Consider the following 16,218-nt stretch of genomic DNA (forward strand, 5'->3'; position numbering starts at 1 on the left):
GCGCCTGCGCGGCTGACGGCGGCGCGCCGGTGCGCGCGGCCGCGGTTTAGGGGCCGTCGATGCATCTCGTGCGCATCGATACCGTCTCGCTCGACGAGGGTGAGGCGGCGGTGGATCTCGGGCAGGAGCCCGGCGATCTGGTTGTGCTGTCGTTCACCGACAGCGACCTCGCGGCGGTCGGTCAGGCCCACGCCGCAGAGCCCGGTCTGCCGAGTCTCCGGCTCGCGAAGCTCGCCAAACTGCGGCATCCGCTGTCGGTCGACCTCTACGTCGAACGCGTCGTGGCGCACGCCAAGGTCGTGGTGATCCGTTGTCTGGGCGGACTGGATTACTGGCGCTACGGGATCGAGCGCTGCGCCGAAACCGCGCGGGCGCACGGCGTCGTGCTCGCGGTCCTGCCGGGCGACGACCGGCCGGACCCCCGTCTCGCGCCGTTCTCCACCGATCCCGCCCTCGCCGGGGAACTCGACGCCTATTTCCGTGCCGGCGGTCCCGGCAATCTCCGGCGCATGCTGCGATCCCTGGCCATCCGGCTAGGCGCCGAGGGGGCGGTCGAGCCTCCGCAGCCCCTGCCCCGCGGCTTTCCCTGGTGTCCGGGTTGCGGCGCTCTCCCCCTCGAAACAGCCATTGCCGCGGCTGAAACGGCGACCCCGCTCGACGGCGCGCCGTCGCCCGCCCATCCGCTGGCCCTGCTGCTGATCTATCGCTCCGCCGTGCTCGGCGGCGACACCGAGCCGTTCGTCGCACTTTCAGCCGCCCTGCGCGCCCGCGGGATCGGGGCGCTGCCGATGGTCGTGTCGAGCCTGAAGGAGCCCGAGGCCGCCGCGGCGGTCGCCGATGCGGTGCGGGCGCGCAGACCCGACCTCGTCATCGCAGCCACGGCGTTCTCCGCGCGTGAGGACGGCACCGACTTCGTTCTCGACGGCGCCGGCTGCCCGGTCATTCAGGCCTTCACGGTAGGGTCACCGCGCGCGGCCTGGGAGGCGTCGGCCCGCGGCCTCGGCGCGTCCGATCTCGCCATGCAGATCGCGCTGCCGGAATTCGACGGCCGGCTCTCGGGCTTTCCGATCTCCTTCAAGGAGGAAAGCCCGGAGGTCGCCGGCTTCACCCAGCGGCGGGCCGTGCCCTACCCCGCAGGCATCGCCGCCCTGGCAGACCGGGCCGCGGGATGGCTGCGGCTGGCCGCCCTGCCTCGGCCGGCGCGCCGCGTGGCCCTGGTCCTGTCCGACTATCCGGCCCGGGGCGGCCGCGCCGGTTTCGCCGTCGGTCTCGACACGCCCGAGAGCGCCCGCGCCATCGCCGCCGACCTCGCCGCAGCGGGCTACGCGACGGGGGCGCTTCCGGAAGCCGGCACGCTGATGGCGGATCTCACGGAGGGTCCGGCCGCGTTCCGCGTGCCCCTCCCCGCCTACCAAGCCTGGTGGAACACCCTTCCCGAAGAGACCCGCGCCTCGATCACCGCCGTCTGGGGCGAGGCCGAATCGGATCCGGCCTGCGTCGACGGCGCCTTCCGGTTCCGGATGCTGACGGGCACGGCCGCAACCGATCGGAGCGCCGCTCCGGATCGCACCGGGGACGAGGCGATCCGTGACCGCGGTCGGCTCGCCGTCTTCCTTCAACCGGACCGCGGGCGCGATCCTGATCGCAAGGCCGGCTATCACGACCTCGACCGGGCTCCGACCCATGCCTATCTGGCGTTCCATCTCGGCCTGCAGCAGCACTTCGACGTTCTGGTGCAGCTCGGTACGCACGGGACAACCGAGTGGCTGCCCGGCAAAGCCGTGGCCCTGTCCCCCACCTGCTTGCCGGCGCTGTGCGTCGGCGGCCTGCCGGTGGTCTATCCCTTCATCGTCGATGATCCGGGCGAGGCCGCGCCGGTCAAGCGGCGCCTCGGCGGCGTCGCGCTCGGTCACCTGACGCCGGACGTCGCCGTCCACGCGTTGAAGCCGGAGGCCGCACGCCTGCGCGAGTTGGTGGAGGAATACGCCGCCGCGAGCGTGCTCGATCCCCGCCGCGCCGAACTGGTGGCCCGCGCCATCCTCGAGGAGGCCGAGGCAGCCGGATTGCTGGACGGCGCCGGCATCGGCCCGGACACGCCGATGGACGAGGCGCTGACCCGGCTGGACGCGCACCTCTGCGACCTCGGCGAGACCGTCTTCCGCGACGGTCTCCACGTCTTCGCCCGAGCCCCGGGCGAGGCCGCGGAGGCGGTGCTGGCAAGCGCCGCCTCCGAGCGGACCGGGCTGCTCGCAGCCCTCGACGCCCGATTCGTCCGGCCGGGGCCCTCCGGCTCGCCGTCCCGCGGGCGCAGCGACGTGCTCCCCACCGGACGCAACCTCGCGACCCTGGACCCGCGGGCCATCCCGAGCCGCGCCGCCGCGCTCCTCGGTGAGAGGGCCGCCGCCGCCGTGGTGACCCGCTACCTTCAGGACGAGGGTGCCTATCCGGCCCGGATCGTCATGGATCTCTGGGCCTCGCCGACGCTGCGCACCGGCGGCGAGGATGTGGCGCATGCCCTCGCCCTCATGGGCGTGCGGCCGGTCTGGGACCATGCCAGCACCCGCGTCACCGGTTTCGAGATCCTTCCGCTGGCGATGCTCGACCGGCCCCGGATCGACGTCACCGTGCGGGTCTCCGGGGCGTTCCGCGACACATTCCCGGAGACCCTGGCGCTGCTCGACCGGGCGACCCGCGCCGTAGCCGACAGGGACGAGGCCGACGACGAGAACCCGCTGGCGGCGGCCCGCCGACGGGGCGAGACGGCCGTGCGGGTCTACGGCGCTGCGCCGGGCCGCTACGGCGCCGGTACCGCCGCAACGGCCCTCGATGGCACGTGGGATGGCCGCGCCGATCTCGGTCGCGCCTATCTTGCGGCCAGCACGCACGCCTATGGCGACCGCGAGGCGCCGGATGCGGATTTCTCCGCTCGGGTGGCGGGAGCCGACGCCTATCTCCACGCCTTCGACGTGGCCGAGCGCGATCTGTTCGACGGGGATGCCGCTGTGGACGCGATGGGCGGCTTCGCGGCCGCCGCTGCCCTGGAGGGGGCGAGCCCCGCGCTCTACAGCCTCGATGTCTCGCAGCCGGAGCGACCGAAAGCCCGAACCGCCCGGGAGGACGCGGCCCGCCTGATCCGAGGCCGCCTCGCCGATCCCCGCTGGATCGCCGCCCAGCTCCGTCACGGCTATCGCGGCGCGCAGGAGCTGGCTCAGGGGCTCGACGCGGTTTTCGTCCTCGCCGCCGCCAGCGATGCGGTGTCCGATGCCGGCTTCGAGACGCTGTACGCCGCCTGGATCGCCGATACCGAAGTGTTCGAGCGCCTGCGGGCCGCCAACCCCGCGGCCACCCGGGCGATCCTGGAACGGTTCGACGCCGCCCGGGACCGGGGACTCTGGCACAGCCGGCGCAACGCTCTTCCGGCCGACGCCTTGCTGCACGAGGCCGCCGAATGAGCGTCGCTCCGCGCCCGCATGGACGTACGCTGCCCGAGGCAGCCAGCCGTCGGGGCTGGTGCCCCGGCCTGACCCGGCCGATGCCCACGGGCGACGGCTTGCTGGCGCGGGTACACCCGCCCCTGGGCGTCCTGACGCTCGGTCAGGCCCGCGCCGTGGCGGAGGGCGCCCGGCACTTCGGGAACGGGCACCTGGATCTCACCGCGCGGGCGAATCTCCAGATCCGGGGCGTCACCGAGGCGACGCAGGCTTCCCTTGCCGCGTGGCTCTCGGCCCAGGGCCTCGGCGACGTGCGGGCCGATGGCGGGCCTCAGCGCTTGACGCTCACGAGCCCGCTGGCGGGCCGCGATCCGGAGGAGGCCATCGACGTGCCGGGACTGGCCCGTGCCGTCGAAGCGGCGGGGCTGACGATTCCCGGCCTGCCGGCCAAGACCCTGGTCGTGATCGAGGGACGCGTCGATCGGGCGACCGCGGAGGCCGATTGCGCCGTGATCGCTGACGCACCCGGCCGCGTTGCGATCACGATCGCTTGCGGCGAGGGGCGGCAGGATCTTCTGACCTGCGGGGAACGGGAAGCGCCCGACGTGGTGGCCGCCGTGCTCACCGCCTTCGCGCGGACCGGCCGGCGCCGGATGCGCGATCTGTCGGAAGACGAAAGGGCGACGCTGACGGAGGCGCTGCGGAGCGGAAAGCGACCACACGTCGCAGCGCGCGGAGGCGGGAGCGTATGGCCCGGACAAGCCCGGCAGCCACGAGGCGGACAGGACCTTCAGATCCTCGCCATCGATGCGCCCTTCGGTCGCTGTACGGCCGACGCCCTCGACCGGCTCGCGGATGCCGCGGTCACGCTCGGCGCGGACGAGCTTCGACTGTCGCCGACCCGCGGCTTCATGCTCCTGGCCGCCCCGGACGTCCCGGCAGCGGCGGTGCGAGAGGCCCTGTCGGTAGACTTCATCGTTGCCGCCGACGACCCGTGGCGGGCGATCGATGCCTGCACGGGTGCCCCGGGCTGCGCCTCCGGGTCGACCCGGACCCTCACCGATGCGGCGCGCCTCGCGGCGGCGTTCGCTCCCCTGGCGGCGTCGGGCCGCGCCGCGCACGTCTCGGGATGCGCCAAGGGATGCGCCCGACCGGGCCCGGCCGACCTGACCCTCGTCGGTCGCGATGGTCTGTACGGCGTGGTGATCGGCGGTGCCCCCGCCGATGAGCCGGCGATGCATCTCCCTATCGAGGCCGTGCTGGAGCGGTTAGGAAGAGCCAAGATCGTCGGGCTGTCCGCCGCCTTCGCGCCGGAGACGACCTGGACGGACAGCGGGAGGACCAGGAGACCGGCATGAGCGCGAGCCAGAACGCCCTGCGCCAGACAGGATCGGAGCCGGCCGCGGCCCACGAATCCCCGTCCCGCTATGAGTATATCCGCGACGGCAGCGCGATCTACGCGCGCTCCTTCGCGATGATCCGCGCCGAGGCGGATCTCGGACGCTGGTCGGGCGCCGCCGAGCGCGTCGTCGTGCGCATGATCCACGCCTGCGGGATGACCGACCTGCCGACCGACGTGGAGATGTCGCCGGGCTTCGCGGAAGCGGGCGTCGCGGCCCTGAAGGCCGGCGCGCCGATCCTGTGCGATGTCCGCATGGTCGCCGACGGCGTCACCCGGGCACGGCTGCCCGCGGATAACGACGTGGTCTGCACGCTCGGCGATCCCCGCGTGCCGGAGCTCGCCCGGAGCCTCGGCACAACGCGGTCCGCAGCCGCCATGGAGCTGTGGCGCGAACGCCTGCCGGGCAGCGTCGTGGCGGTGGGCAACGCGCCGACCGCCCTGTTCCGCCTTCTGGAGCTGCTCGACGCCGGCGTCGCACCTCCGGCCGCGGTGATCGGCATCCCGGTGGGTTTCGTCGGCGCGGCCGAATCGAAGGAGGCGCTGGCCCGGGACGGCCGCGTGCCGTTCGTGGTCGTGCACGGGCGGCGCGGCGGCAGCGCCATGACGGCCGCCGCTATCAACGCGCTCGCCAGCGAGGTCGAGTGATGGACGGTTTCGAACGCCTCGACGGCCCGACCGAGGAGCTGTCCGCGGCGGCGATGACGGGAACGCTCTACGGGGTCGGCATGGGCCCGGGCGATCCGGATCTGCTGACCGTGAAGGCGCAGCGCATCCTGATGCGCGCGCCGGTGCTGGTGCATTTCTGCAAGCGCGGCCGGCGGGGCAACGCCCGCACCATCGCGGACGCGATCCTGCGCGATCCGGCCCGCGAGATGGCACTGGCCTATCCCTACACCACCGAGATTCACCCCGAGCATCCGGAATACGTCACCGCGCTGGCGAGCTTCTACGACGAGGCAGCCGGAAAACTCGCCGACCACCTCGGCGCCGGGCGCGACGTCGCGATCCTGTCGGAGGGCGACCCGTTCTTCTACGGCTCGTTCATGCACCTGTGGCGGCGCCTGAAGGACCGCTTCCCCGTGGAGGTGATTCCGGGCGTCACCGGGATGTCGGGTTGCTGGACTCGGGCCGGCACGCCGATCACCTGGGGCGACGACGTCCTCACCGTCCTGCCGGCGACCCTCTCGCTCGAGGCCCTGACGGAGCGCCTGCGCGGCACCGACGCCGCCGTCGTGATGAAGCTTGGGCGCCATCTGCCGAAGGTGCGCGCCGCTCTGTCGGCCGCCGGGCTGCTCGCCCGTGCGGTCTATGTGGAGCGCGGCACCATGGCGGGCGAGCGGGTGGTGATGCTGGCCGACAAGGCCGACGACGACGCACCCTACTTCTCCATGGTCCTTCTGCCCGGAGAGGGACGGCGGCCGTGAGCGGAAGCCTTGCCGTCGTCGGCCTCGGCCCGGGCGACGCCGCGTTGCTGACCGAGTCCGCCCGCCGGGCGCTGGATGCGGCGGAGGATGTCGTCGGCTACTTCCCCTATGTCGCCCGTGTGCCCGAGCGACCCGGCCTGGTCCGGCATGCCAGCGACAATCGGGTGGAGGTCGACCGGGCGCGCCACGCGCTGCAGCTCGCCGCCTCCGGACGACGGGTCGCGGTCGTCTCCGGCGGCGATCCGGGGGTCTTCGCCATGGCGGCGGCGGTGTTCGAGGCGGTGGAGCAGGGCGAGCCTGACTGGCGCGACCTCGCGATCACCGTGGAGCCGGGCGTCACCGCCATGCTGGCCGCCGCTGCCCGGCTCGGCGCGCCCCTCGGCGGCGATTTCTGCGCGCTGTCCCTCTCGGACAACCTGAAGCCCTGGCCGGTGGTGACCGCGCGGCTGGAGGCGGTGCTGCGCGCCGACTTCGTGATCGCGCTCTACAATCCGATCTCCGCCGCCAGGCCCTGGCAGCTCGGGGCGGCTCTGGAGATCGCGTCCGGGATCCGCGCGCCCCACACGCCTGTGATGTTCGCCCGCGCCATCAGCCGGCCGGACGAGGCGATCCGGGTCGCGACCCTCGCCGAGGCGCGCGACGTGCCGGCCGACATGGCCACGATGGTCATCCTGGGCGCCTCGACGACGCGGCTGATCCCGCGCGCCGGCCGGACACCCTTCGTCTACACGGCCCGCAAGGTTGAGGAACCGGCGTGATCGCCCGCCTCCAGCCAGCGGAGGGCGCCCGCAGCGTCCGGGACGCTCGGCACGTCGGGCTTGCCCGGCCGGCGCACCATGACGACGGGGATTCCGAGGGTGCGCGCCGCCGCGATCTTGCCGTAGGTCGCCGCCCCGCCGGCATTCTTGCTGACGAGAATCTCGATGCCGCTCGTGCGCATGAGCGCAGCCTCCGACGCGACATCGAAGGGCCCGCGGGCTTCCAGGGCGGTGAGGTGCGGCACCGGCAGGATCCCGCCCAACGGCTCGACCGTGCGCGCCAGATAGGTGTGTTGGGGGGCCGCCGCGAAGACCCCGGCCTCCTGCCGGCCGATCGTCAGGAACACGCGCCGCGGCGCGGATCCGAGGGCGGCGACCGCCTCATCCATCCGGTCGACCTCGATCCAGAGGTCGCCGGGCTCGCGCGTCCAGGCGGATCTACGGATCGCGAGGATCGGCACCGCCGTCAGGGCGGCTGCGCACGCCGCATGGTGCGACATCGTCGCGGCGAAGGGATGGGTCGCGTCGATCAGGCAATCGATTGCGTCGGCTTTCAGGTAGTCGGCGAGGCCCTCGATCCCGCCGAATCCGCCGATCCGGGTCGGCACGGGCTCGGGCTTCGGCGCGGCCGTCCGGCCGGCCAGCGAGAGCGTCACGGACAGATCCGCCCGACCAGCGAGCGACCGGACCAGGGCGCTCGCCTCGCCGGTCCCGCCGAGGATCAGAATCCGCATCGTGCCGCTCGTCGGGAACGCCGTGTCCATGGACGCCTTGTCCATGAGCCCTGAGGCGCTGTCGAGCTCACCCTGGCTGTCGATCGTCGGCATCGGCGAGGACGGGCGGGCCGGATTGACGCCGGCCGCCGCCGCCGCGCTCGATGCCGCCCGCGTGGTCTATGGCGGCCGACGCCATCTCGCCCTCGCGGGTCCGCTCGATGCGGATACGCGGTCTTGGCCGAGCCCGATCCACGAGGCTTATCCGGAGATTCTCGCGCGGCGGGGGCAGCCGACCTGCCTCCTCGCCACCGGCGACCCCTTCCACTATGGCATCGGCGCCGAGATCGCCCGGATGGTGCCGGCGGCCGAGATCCGCGCCTTCCCGCAGCCCTCGGCCTTCAGCCTCGCCTGTGCGCGGCTCGGCTGGCCGCTGGCCGAATGCGCGCTGGTCACGCTCCATGGCCGCGCGCTGACCCGGATCGTGCCGCATCTCCAGCCGGGGGCGCGGGTGCTCGTGCTGTCCTGGGACGGCACGACCCCCGGCGCGCTCGCCGCATTGCTTTGCGCGCGGGGCTTCGGCGCGTCGACGCTGACGGTGCTGGAAGCGATGGGCGGCCCGAATGAACGGGTCGGTACGACCCGCGCGGACGCGTTCGACCGCGCCGACATCGACGCGCTGAACACGGTGGCGATCGCGGTGGCGGGGCCCGGTCACGCCCTTCCCCTCGCCCCGGGCCTCGACGACGGCCTGTTCGAGAATGACGGCCAGCTCACCAAGGCCGAGATCCGGGCTCTGACCCTATCGGCGCTCCGTCCGCATCCGGGCCTGCATCTCTGGGATGTCGGCGCCGGCGCAGGCTCGATCGCGATCGAGTGGATGCTCCGTCACTGGAGCCTGCGCGCCACGGCGATCGAGGGACGCCCGGACCGGGCCGAGCGCATCCGTCGCAACGCCGTCGCCCTGGGGACGCCGGACCTCTCCGTCGTCGTCGGCACCGCCCCCGGGGCACTCGAGGGCCTGCCGACGCCGGATGCGGTCTTCATCGGTGGCGGCGTCTCCGAGCTCGGGGTCCTGCCAGCGGTGCTTGCGGCCCTCCGGAGCGGTGGTCGCTGCGTGGCCAATGCCGTCACCCTCGAAGGCGAGGCCGCGCTGCTCGCGGCCTTCGCGGCGCAGGGCGGAAGCCTGCGTCGCTACGGTGTCGAGCGGGCGAGCCCGGTCGGCGGGATGCATGGCTGGCGCACCGCCATGCCGGTGACCCAATGGGCCTGGACCAAGCCGTGACCGGATTGCTGGTCGCCGGGATCGGCTTCCGTCGGGGGACCGACGCCGACGAGATCGCGGCGCTGATCGAGCGCGCGCTCGCGGCGCTCGGTGCCGACCGGTCGAGCCTGACGGCCGTCGCCACGGCGGCCGACCGGGCCGCAGAGCCGGCGATCCGCGCGGCGACGGCACGGTTCGGCCTGTCGCCCCAGCCCGTGGCAGCCGCCGCGCTGCAGGCGCGCGACGCCGAGATCGTCACCCGCTCGGCGCGGATCGAACAGCTGCGCGGCGTCGGCTCGCTGGCCGAGGCGACGGCCCTGGCCGGCGCCGGGCCGCAGAGCCGCCTCGCCCTGCCGCGGATCACGAGCGCCGGCGCCACTTGCGCCCTGGCCGTCCGATGCGACACGACACGGGACACATGACCGTTCATTTCATCGGCGCCGGACCCGGCGCGGCCGACCTGATCACGGTGCGCGGGCGCGACCGCATCGCGGCCTGTCCCGTTTGCCTCTACGCCGGATCGCTCGTGGCCCCCGAGATCCTGGGCTGGTGTCCGCCCGGCGCCCGGATCGTCGACACGGCCCCCCTCGACCTCGACGCCATCATGGCGGAGATCCGGACGGCGCACACGGCCGGACAGGACGTGGCACGCCTCCATTCCGGGGACCTGTCGATCTGGAGCGCGCTGGCAGAGCAGATGCGCCGGCTCGACGCGCTGGCGATTCCCTACACGGTTACGCCGGGCGTCCCGGCCTTCGCTGCCGCAGCCGCCCTGCTGCGCCGCGAATTGACGGTCCCCGGCGTGGCGCAGACCGTGGTCCTGACCCGGACCTCAGGCCGCGCGAGTGCCATGCCCGAGGGGGAAACCCTGTCGGCCTATGCGGCCACCGGGGCGACCCTGGCGATCCACCTGTCGATTCATGCGGTCGAGGCGGTCGCCGCGGAACTGATCCCGTTCTACGGGCCGTCCTGCCCAGCGGCGGCTGTGTTCCGGGCCTCCTGGCCCGACGAGCGGGCGCTGGTCGGCGATCTCGCTACGTTGCCCGGCCTCGTCGCGGCGGCCGGCCTGGAGCGCACCGCCCTGATCCTGGTTGGGCCCGCCCTCAGCGCCGCGGGTTTCCGCGAGAGCGCGCTCTACGCGCCCGATTACGACCGGCGATACCGGCCCGGCGGCACCGTGGGCCAGCCGTCGTGAGCGCCCCCGGCCTCCTCGTCGCGGCGCCGCGCTCCAGCTCCGGCAAGACGACCGTGACCCTCGCCCTGATGCGCGCCCTCACCCGGCGCGGCCTGCGGGTCCGCGGCGCGAAATGCGGTCCGGACTACATCGACCCGGCCTTTCACCAAGCCGCCACCGGCCATCCGAGCTTCAACCTCGACAGCTTCGCCATGGCGACGCCCCTCCTCGACACGCTCGCGGGCGAGACGGCGGCGGCGGCGGATCTGGTGATCGCCGAGGGCTCCATGGGCCTGTTCGACGGCGTCCGGGCAGCCGAGAACCGGACCGGGGCGAATGCCGACATCGCGGCGCGCTACGGCTGGCCGGTCGTGCTCGTGGTGGACGTGTCGGGCGCGGCGCAATCGGCGGCTGCCGTAGCGCTGGGCTGCACGCTCTACGATCCCCGCGTGCGGATCGCCGGGGTCATCCTCAACAAGGTGGCGAGCGACCGCCATCGTCGCCTCGTCGAAGCCGGCATGGAGCGCGCTGGATTGCCGGTGCTCGGCGCCCTGATGCGCGACGCGCAGCTGGTCCTGCCCGAACGCCATCTCGGGCTCGTCCAGGCCGGCGAGACCGCGGATCTCACCGCCCGCCTCGACCGGCTGGCCGACCTCGCGGAAGCCGGTATCGACCTCGACGCCGTCACGGCCAGTGCGGGCGGCACCGTGCCGGCCTCCGGCGGCCGGCTGCCGCGGCCGCCCGGACAACGCGTGGCGGTCGCTCGGGACGCGGCGTTCAGCTTCCTCTATCCGCATCTCGCGACCGGCTGGCGGTTGGCCGGTGCCGAACTCATCCCCTTCTCACCCCTCGCCGACGAAGGCCCACCGGAGGATTGCGACGTCTGCTGGCTGCCGGGGGGCTATCCCGAACTCCATGCGGGCCGGATCGCCGTCGCCACCCGTTTCCTGGACGGGCTGCGCGACTTCGCCAGGACACGCCCCGTCCACGGAGAGTGCGGCGGCTACATGGTCCTCGGGCAGACGCTTCAGGACGCCGACGGCACCACCCATCCCATGGCGGGCCTCCTCCCGGTGGCGACGTCCTATCACCGCCGCAAGTTGCATCTCGGCTATCGCGTCGCGCGGCTCTGCGGATCCGGCATGCTCGGAGAAGACGGGGCGCGCCTCATCGGCCACGAGTTCCACTACGCCACCGAGCTCTCGCCGATCGCACCGGAGGCATCAGCGCTCGCCCGCGTTTCGGATGCGGAGGGTGTGGACCTGGGGTTTGCCGGACATCGGGTCGGCCCCGTCACCGGCAGCTTCTTCCACCTGATCGCGTCTGACGCACCCTGAAACCGCCCCGGATGCAGCCGCCTCCGGGGCGCCGGGCGAGGCCCGCCAGCCCGCCTGTCAGGCCGGATCCGCCGCCGGCGCCGCCGTGCGGTTCTGCGCGAGGCGCGCGGCGCTGCGGACCAGCGCCAGCACATCGCGGCGCATCTGCTCATCCTCGATCTGGGCGTAGGCGCGCAGAAGCTCGATGGCGCCGTGGGCGCTGAGGAAGCCGAACACGTCCTCCTGGGCGTTCTCGCGGGGCTCAGTCTCCTCGAAGAACGCGGAAACCGGAACTTCGAGAAGGCGCGCGATCTCCCGCAACCGGCCGGCGCCGACCCGGTTCTGCCCCTTCTCGTATTTCTGGACCTGCTGAAAGGTCACCCCAACCGCATTGCCGAGAGCAGTCTGGCTCATGCCCCGCGCCTTGCGCAGGGCTGTGATGCGAATCCCGACGAGACGATCGACGTCGGTGGTCTGCTTCGGCATCGTTTGCCCAGGGGAATCCTTCTCCATGGAGTGGGATGCATCCTCCTGCGAATGCGGTGTTTTCGCCTCGCTATCGCGCCGCTTCACCGCCCGCCCCTAAGTCGCATGTCGTGCACGCCGTGTGGCCGGTCATCCCTGCCGCTCATGCGGCTATAGCCCTGATCCCGACACAGGTGGCGTGCACCGCAGTTGGACACCAAGTTGTCAAGCTTCGCAAGTCAAAGGTTACAGCTTCTAGTTTAAGTACACACATCTTTGCAACATTGTTGCGGAAATGTCGATGGCGATGATTGGGCAGCTTAAGTGGTGCGCCTTGTCGCCGCGCAGGTGTTCCCCTTAGGACCGCCGATGCTTGTAGGATTGGTAGCGCGCAGGAGAGACGCATGTTCATCGCGATGAATCGCTTCAAGGTCGTCAAGGACGCGACGGCCGACTTCGAGGCCGTCTGGCTCGGCCGCGACAGCCATCTCGGCGAGATGCCCGGCTTCGTGGAATTCCACCTCCTGCGCGGCCCCGAGCACGAAGACCACGTCCTGTACGCCTCGCACACGATCTGGCGGTCGCACGCGGATTTCGAAGCTTGGACCCGATCCGAGCAGTTCCGCAAGGCGCACGGTCGCGTGCCTTCGACCAAACCCCTGTATCTCGGTCATCCCCAGTTCGAGGGTTTCGAGACGATCCAGACCGTCGCCAGACCCGCCGACGCCGAGGCGGAGGCGACGTCCTAAGGCTCAACCGAGAGTCCTCGCCCGTTCCGCATGCGGGGCGGGCGCAGGGCCGGTTGAAACTGCGGACGAAGAAACGCGCTTGAATTGAAACGACGCGTGCGATGACGGCCGAACTCCAACATTGGCGGCCGCCGCATGCGTCATGCCGGCGCTCAGCATTAATCATGTATTGCAACGCCTGAGCGCGCGCTCTAGGTCGCAGCCTCCCTCCGTGACAGCGAATGCGAACCTGCCGGGCCCGCGGCTTGCTCCGTCACCGTCACCAGGCGGCGCCGAAACCTTTCGTGTCTCAGACTGGTACAGAGTCCGACTAAGACGGGACGTTGCGGGTCAGATGTTTCACGATCGGCTTCCGGAGACGTTTCAGGCGCTGCCCACCTCGGCGGAGCGCCGACGCAACGTATGGTCGGCGCTGCTGCCCCGGCGCGGTCGTGCCCTGGCGCGGATCGCCCTGTCGACGACGCTCGCCGCGACCGATCTCGTGGCGATCGTGATGGTGGCCCTGGGCGTCGAGTTCGCCTACCACGCCCTCGCCCAGGACAGCGCATTCTGGGCGAGCAGCGTTCGCGGCCTGCGCCTGTCGGCGCTGCTGGGACTGGTGATCATCGCCGCGAACGTCCTGCGCGAGGAGTACAGCCTCGAGAACGTCATGGCGCAGAAGCCGGGCGTTCAACGCGTGGCCTCCCTCTGGCTGGTCGCCTGGGCCGCCGTGCTGGTCGTGAGCTTCATGACCAAGACGACCAACGATTATTCGCGCCTGATCTCGTTCGGGACGTTCGCCGTGGGCCTTCCGGTCCTGATCGCGGCCCGGGCATCGGTGCGGCGCCTCGTGCGGGCGCGGCTCAGTGCCGGCTCGGCCACGGCCAGCCGGATCCACCTCGTCGGCTACGAGGAGGACATCGCGCGCTTCTACGCCGGCAAGGAAGCCGATCATCTCGGCTCGCGGATCATCGGGACCAGCTACCTGCGACGGGTCGATCCCGGCGCCGACGTGGCCACCCGATACGACCAGCTGCAGGAGGATCTCGACCTCGCGGTCTCGGTGGTGCGATTCCTCCGGCCGGACGACGTCTTCGTGCTCGTGCCGTGGGCCGACACCGCGGAGGTCGAGCGGTGCATCGACGCGTTCCTGCGGGTGCCCTCGGCCCTGCATCTGCGCCCCGGCGCCGTCCTCGATCGCTTTCCCGATCTGCAGGTCGCCCGGGTCGGCGGAGTCTCGGGGATCAATATCGGTCGTCGGCCGCTCAATCTGGGCGAGGTGATGCTGAAGCGCCTCCTCGATCTGACCTTGGCGACCATCGCCCTGGTGTCGCTGTCCCCGCTGCTGGCGGCCATCGCCGTTGCGATCAAGCTCGACAGCCCCGGCCCGGTTTTCTTCCGGCAGAAGCGCTACGGTTTCAATCAGCAGCCGTTCGGCGTCTTCAAGTTCCGGTCGATGCGCACGGATGCGAATGCCGCCTTCCGGCAGGCGACCCGCAACGACAGTCGGATCACCCGGGTCGGCGCGATCCTGCGCCGGACCAATCTCGACGAGCTGCCCCAGCTGATCAACGTCCTGCGCGGGGAGATGTCGCTGGTGGGTCCCCGCCCGCATGCGCTGGCCCACGACCGGAGCTTCGAGCGGCGGATCGCCCTGTATGCACGCCGCCACAACGTGAAGCCTGGGATCACGGGTTGGGCTCAGGTCAACGGCTACCGGGGGGAGACCCAGACCGACCTCGCCATGGAGCAGCGCGTCGCCTGCGACCTGCACTACATCGACAACTGGTCGATCTGGTTCGATATCCAGATCATGATCCAGACGGTGATTTCGCGCCGCGCATACCAGAACGCGTTCTAAGGCGCGGGCGCGAGGCGGTCGGGAGGCGCCATGCCCGCAGGCGTGGCACGCCCCTGGATTGCTCCCCTCCGTCAGCGCGGACGGGATGGATCAGGCAAGTCGGTCTCGCGGCTCAGGGTGCCAGCTTCCGCTGACGACAGGTGCCGCAATCGCCCTCGACCTCCAGGATGCTGTGGGTCGGCGTGAATCCGGCCCGCTCCAGAGTGCGCCCGAGGCTGCCCTCGACCTCCTCCGACGAGGCCTCGTCGACGCCGCCGCAGGTCCGGCAGATCAGAAAAATCACCCCCTCCCCGGGCGCGTGGCCGTGCGCGCAGGGGATGAAGGCGTTGCGGCTCGCGATCCGATGGACCAGCCCCTGATCCATCAGGAAATCGAGGGCGCGGTAGACCGAGACCGGGGCCACACGCTTGCCCGGCGCGCTCAGCCGCTCGGCGATGTCGTAGGCGCCCTGAGCCTTCCCGGCCTCGGCCACGGCCTCCAGCACCTCGCGGCGCAGGGGCGTGAACTGCAGACCGCGCTCGCGACAGAGGGCCTCGGCCCGCGCGAGAATGTCACCGGTGCCGGCGTGGCACGCGTCGTGACCCTCGTGACGGTGCATGATTGCTCCAAACATGATCCGCAGGTTGTCCCGCGGGTTTGTTACAGTGTATCACCGCGGCCCAGGACCGCACCAGTAGCTCCGCGTGGTGCCCGCGCCGGTGTCAGTGCGCGACGAGGATTCCTTGCCGACCATTCCCAGCCTGAGACGCGCGGCCCGACGATCGCTGTTCCAGAGCGGGATCGGCCTGCGGCTGGCGCTCGCCGCGACGCTCGCGGCGCTGGTCTGGCTGACCATCGCCTGGGCGCTTTCGGCATGAGCGGCCGGAATCCGGATCCGATCCGCCTCGTCGGCCTCACCCTCGGTTACGACCGGCATCCAGCGGTCCACCACCTCGACGGGACCGTGCGAGCGGGCGACCTGCTCGCGCTGGTCGGACCGAACGGCGCCGGCAAGTCGACGCTGCTGAAAGGCATGGCCGGAGAGATACGCTGCCTCGACGGCCGCATCGAACGTGCGGGCGCCCTGGCCTACATGCCGCAGGCGGACGAGATCGACCGGAGCTTTCCGCTCACCGTCATGGATCTCGCCGGGATGGGTCTCTGGCGGCAGGCGGGGGCGTGGCGCAGCCTCGTCCGGCGGCGGCCGGCCATCGAGGCCGCGCTGGCGGCGGTCGGTCTCGAGGGCTTCGCGGCGCGGCCGATCGGTACCCTGTCGGGTGGTCAGTTCCGGCGCGCGCTGTTCGCCCGGCTGATCCTGCAGGATTGCCCCGTCGTGCTCCTCGACGAGCCGTTCACCGGGATCGATGCGCGGACGGTCGACGATCTGCTGGTGCTGATTGCGACCTGGCACAAGGAGGGGCGGACCGTGATCGCCGCCCTGCACGACCTCGCGCAGGTCCGCGCGCATTTCCCGACGACGCTGCTGCTCGCCCGGGAGCCCGTGGCCTGGGGGCCGACCGCGCGGGTCCTGACCGCCGAGAATCTGGCCCGCGCCCGCAACCTGTCCGAGGCCTGGGACGAGGGCGCGGCGATCTGTGAAGGACCGCGGAAGCCCGCGGAGCCGGCGCACGATCACGGCCGAGCTGCGCATCACCATCACGAGGACGCCGCGTGACCGATCCGTTCGGGTCTCTGTTTGCGCC

At 71.9% G+C, this 16,218-nt stretch carries 16 protein-coding genes; 13 read left to right on the forward strand and 3 right to left on the reverse strand.

Annotation, left to right across the window (positions count from 1 at the left end; genetic code table 11):
* The first annotated feature begins 59 nt into the window (after window positions 1-59).
* From cobN to cobJ, 5 genes are read left to right on the forward strand one after another with little or no spacing between them, the layout of a single operon-like run.
* Window positions 60-3,452, forward strand: a complete 3,393-nt coding sequence (gene cobN, locus BM396_RS04315; protein WP_043378557.1) for a cobaltochelatase subunit CobN — start codon at window positions 60-62, stop codon at window positions 3,450-3,452.
* Entirely contained in the window at window positions 3,449-4,789 is a 1,341-nt protein-coding gene (cobG, locus tag BM396_RS04320) for a precorrin-3B synthase (protein WP_043378559.1), read from the forward strand. The genes cobN and cobG overlap by 4 nt, the downstream gene beginning before the upstream one ends.
* On the forward strand, window positions 4,786-5,478 hold the full coding sequence (locus BM396_RS04325; RefSeq protein ID WP_280142384.1) for a precorrin-8X methylmutase: 693 nt from the start codon (window positions 4,786-4,788) through the stop codon (window positions 5,476-5,478). Before cobG ends, BM396_RS04325 begins: the two co-directional genes overlap by 4 nt.
* Window positions 5,478-6,257, forward strand: a complete 780-nt coding sequence (locus tag BM396_RS04330) for a precorrin-2 C(20)-methyltransferase (RefSeq protein ID WP_043378562.1) — start codon at window positions 5,478-5,480, stop codon at window positions 6,255-6,257. Before BM396_RS04325 ends, BM396_RS04330 begins: the two co-directional genes overlap by 1 nt.
* Window positions 6,254-7,015 (forward strand): precorrin-3B C(17)-methyltransferase, encoded by a 762-nt coding sequence (gene cobJ, locus BM396_RS04335; RefSeq protein WP_043345289.1) that lies wholly within the window; start codon window positions 6,254-6,256, stop codon window positions 7,013-7,015. Before BM396_RS04330 ends, cobJ begins: the two co-directional genes overlap by 4 nt.
* Here cobJ and BM396_RS04340 read toward each other — a convergent pair.
* A complete protein-coding gene (locus BM396_RS04340; RefSeq protein ID WP_244538801.1) occupies window positions 6,982-7,749 on the reverse strand; it encodes a cobalt-precorrin-6A reductase in 768 nt (255 codons plus the stop codon). The genes cobJ and BM396_RS04340 overlap by 34 nt on opposite strands.
* 28 nt (window positions 7,750-7,777) lie before the next feature.
* Here BM396_RS04340 and BM396_RS04345 point away from each other — a divergent pair, with 28 nt between their 5' ends.
* The 4 genes from BM396_RS04345 to BM396_RS04360 are packed head-to-tail and all read left to right on the forward strand — an operon-like array spanning window position 7,778 to window position 11,503.
* Complete coding sequence (locus tag BM396_RS04345) at window positions 7,778-9,013, forward strand: bifunctional cobalt-precorrin-7 (C(5))-methyltransferase/cobalt-precorrin-6B (C(15))-methyltransferase (RefSeq protein ID WP_043378974.1); 1,236 nt, start codon at window positions 7,778-7,780, stop codon at window positions 9,011-9,013.
* Entirely contained in the window at window positions 8,992-9,414 is a 423-nt protein-coding gene (locus BM396_RS04350) for a cobalamin biosynthesis protein (protein ID WP_043345283.1), read from the forward strand. The genes BM396_RS04345 and BM396_RS04350 overlap by 22 nt, the downstream gene beginning before the upstream one ends.
* Complete coding sequence (gene cobM, locus BM396_RS04355) at window positions 9,411-10,187, forward strand: precorrin-4 C(11)-methyltransferase (protein WP_043378566.1); 777 nt, start codon at window positions 9,411-9,413, stop codon at window positions 10,185-10,187. The genes BM396_RS04350 and cobM overlap by 4 nt, the downstream gene beginning before the upstream one ends.
* On the forward strand, window positions 10,184-11,503 hold the full coding sequence (locus tag BM396_RS04360) for a cobyrinic acid a,c-diamide synthase CobB (RefSeq protein ID WP_043378570.1): 1,320 nt from the start codon (window positions 10,184-10,186) through the stop codon (window positions 11,501-11,503). The genes cobM and BM396_RS04360 overlap by 4 nt, the downstream gene beginning before the upstream one ends.
* A 57-nt stretch (window positions 11,504-11,560) precedes the next feature.
* Here BM396_RS04360 and BM396_RS04365 read toward each other — a convergent pair whose 3' ends face one another.
* Window positions 11,561-11,968, reverse strand: coding sequence for a helix-turn-helix domain-containing protein (locus tag BM396_RS04365; protein ID WP_043345276.1), 408 nt, complete (start codon window positions 11,966-11,968; stop codon window positions 11,561-11,563).
* Between the two features lie 383 nt (window positions 11,969-12,351).
* On the opposite strand from BM396_RS04365, the gene BM396_RS04370 reads away from it, so the two are divergent.
* Together BM396_RS04370 and BM396_RS04375 are read left to right on the forward strand one after the other, a co-directional pair.
* Window positions 12,352-12,696: a heme-degrading protein HmuQ gene (locus BM396_RS04370; RefSeq protein WP_043378573.1), complete on the forward strand. Its 345-nt coding sequence runs from the start codon at window positions 12,352-12,354 to the stop codon at window positions 12,694-12,696.
* A gap of 334 nt (window positions 12,697-13,030) precedes the next feature.
* The gene (locus tag BM396_RS04375) at window positions 13,031-14,536 is read left to right on the forward strand and encodes an undecaprenyl-phosphate glucose phosphotransferase (protein WP_043378576.1); all 1,506 of its coding nucleotides are present in this window, start codon (window positions 13,031-13,033) and stop codon (window positions 14,534-14,536) included.
* A gap of 112 nt (window positions 14,537-14,648) precedes the next feature.
* On the opposite strand, the gene BM396_RS04380 is transcribed toward BM396_RS04375, so the two are convergent.
* Window positions 14,649-15,134, reverse strand: a complete 486-nt coding sequence (locus BM396_RS04380) for a Fur family transcriptional regulator (RefSeq protein WP_043347562.1) — start codon at window positions 15,132-15,134, stop codon at window positions 14,649-14,651.
* A 124-nt stretch (window positions 15,135-15,258) separates the two neighbouring features.
* Between BM396_RS04380 and BM396_RS33620 the strand changes: the two genes are divergently transcribed.
* A complete protein-coding gene (locus BM396_RS33620; RefSeq protein WP_280142386.1) occupies window positions 15,259-15,393 on the forward strand; it encodes a hypothetical protein in 135 nt (44 codons plus the stop codon).
* Window positions 15,390-16,190, forward strand: coding sequence for a metal ABC transporter ATP-binding protein (locus BM396_RS04385; protein ID WP_043378579.1), 801 nt, complete (start codon window positions 15,390-15,392; stop codon window positions 16,188-16,190). Before BM396_RS33620 ends, BM396_RS04385 begins: the two co-directional genes overlap by 4 nt.
* Window positions 16,191-16,218: the final 28 nt, after the last annotated feature.

Origin of the sequence: Methylobacterium sp. UNCCL125, assembly GCF_900116795.1 — a bacterium.
Classification (GTDB): Bacteria; Pseudomonadota; Alphaproteobacteria; order Rhizobiales; family Beijerinckiaceae; genus Methylobacterium; species Methylobacterium fujisawaense.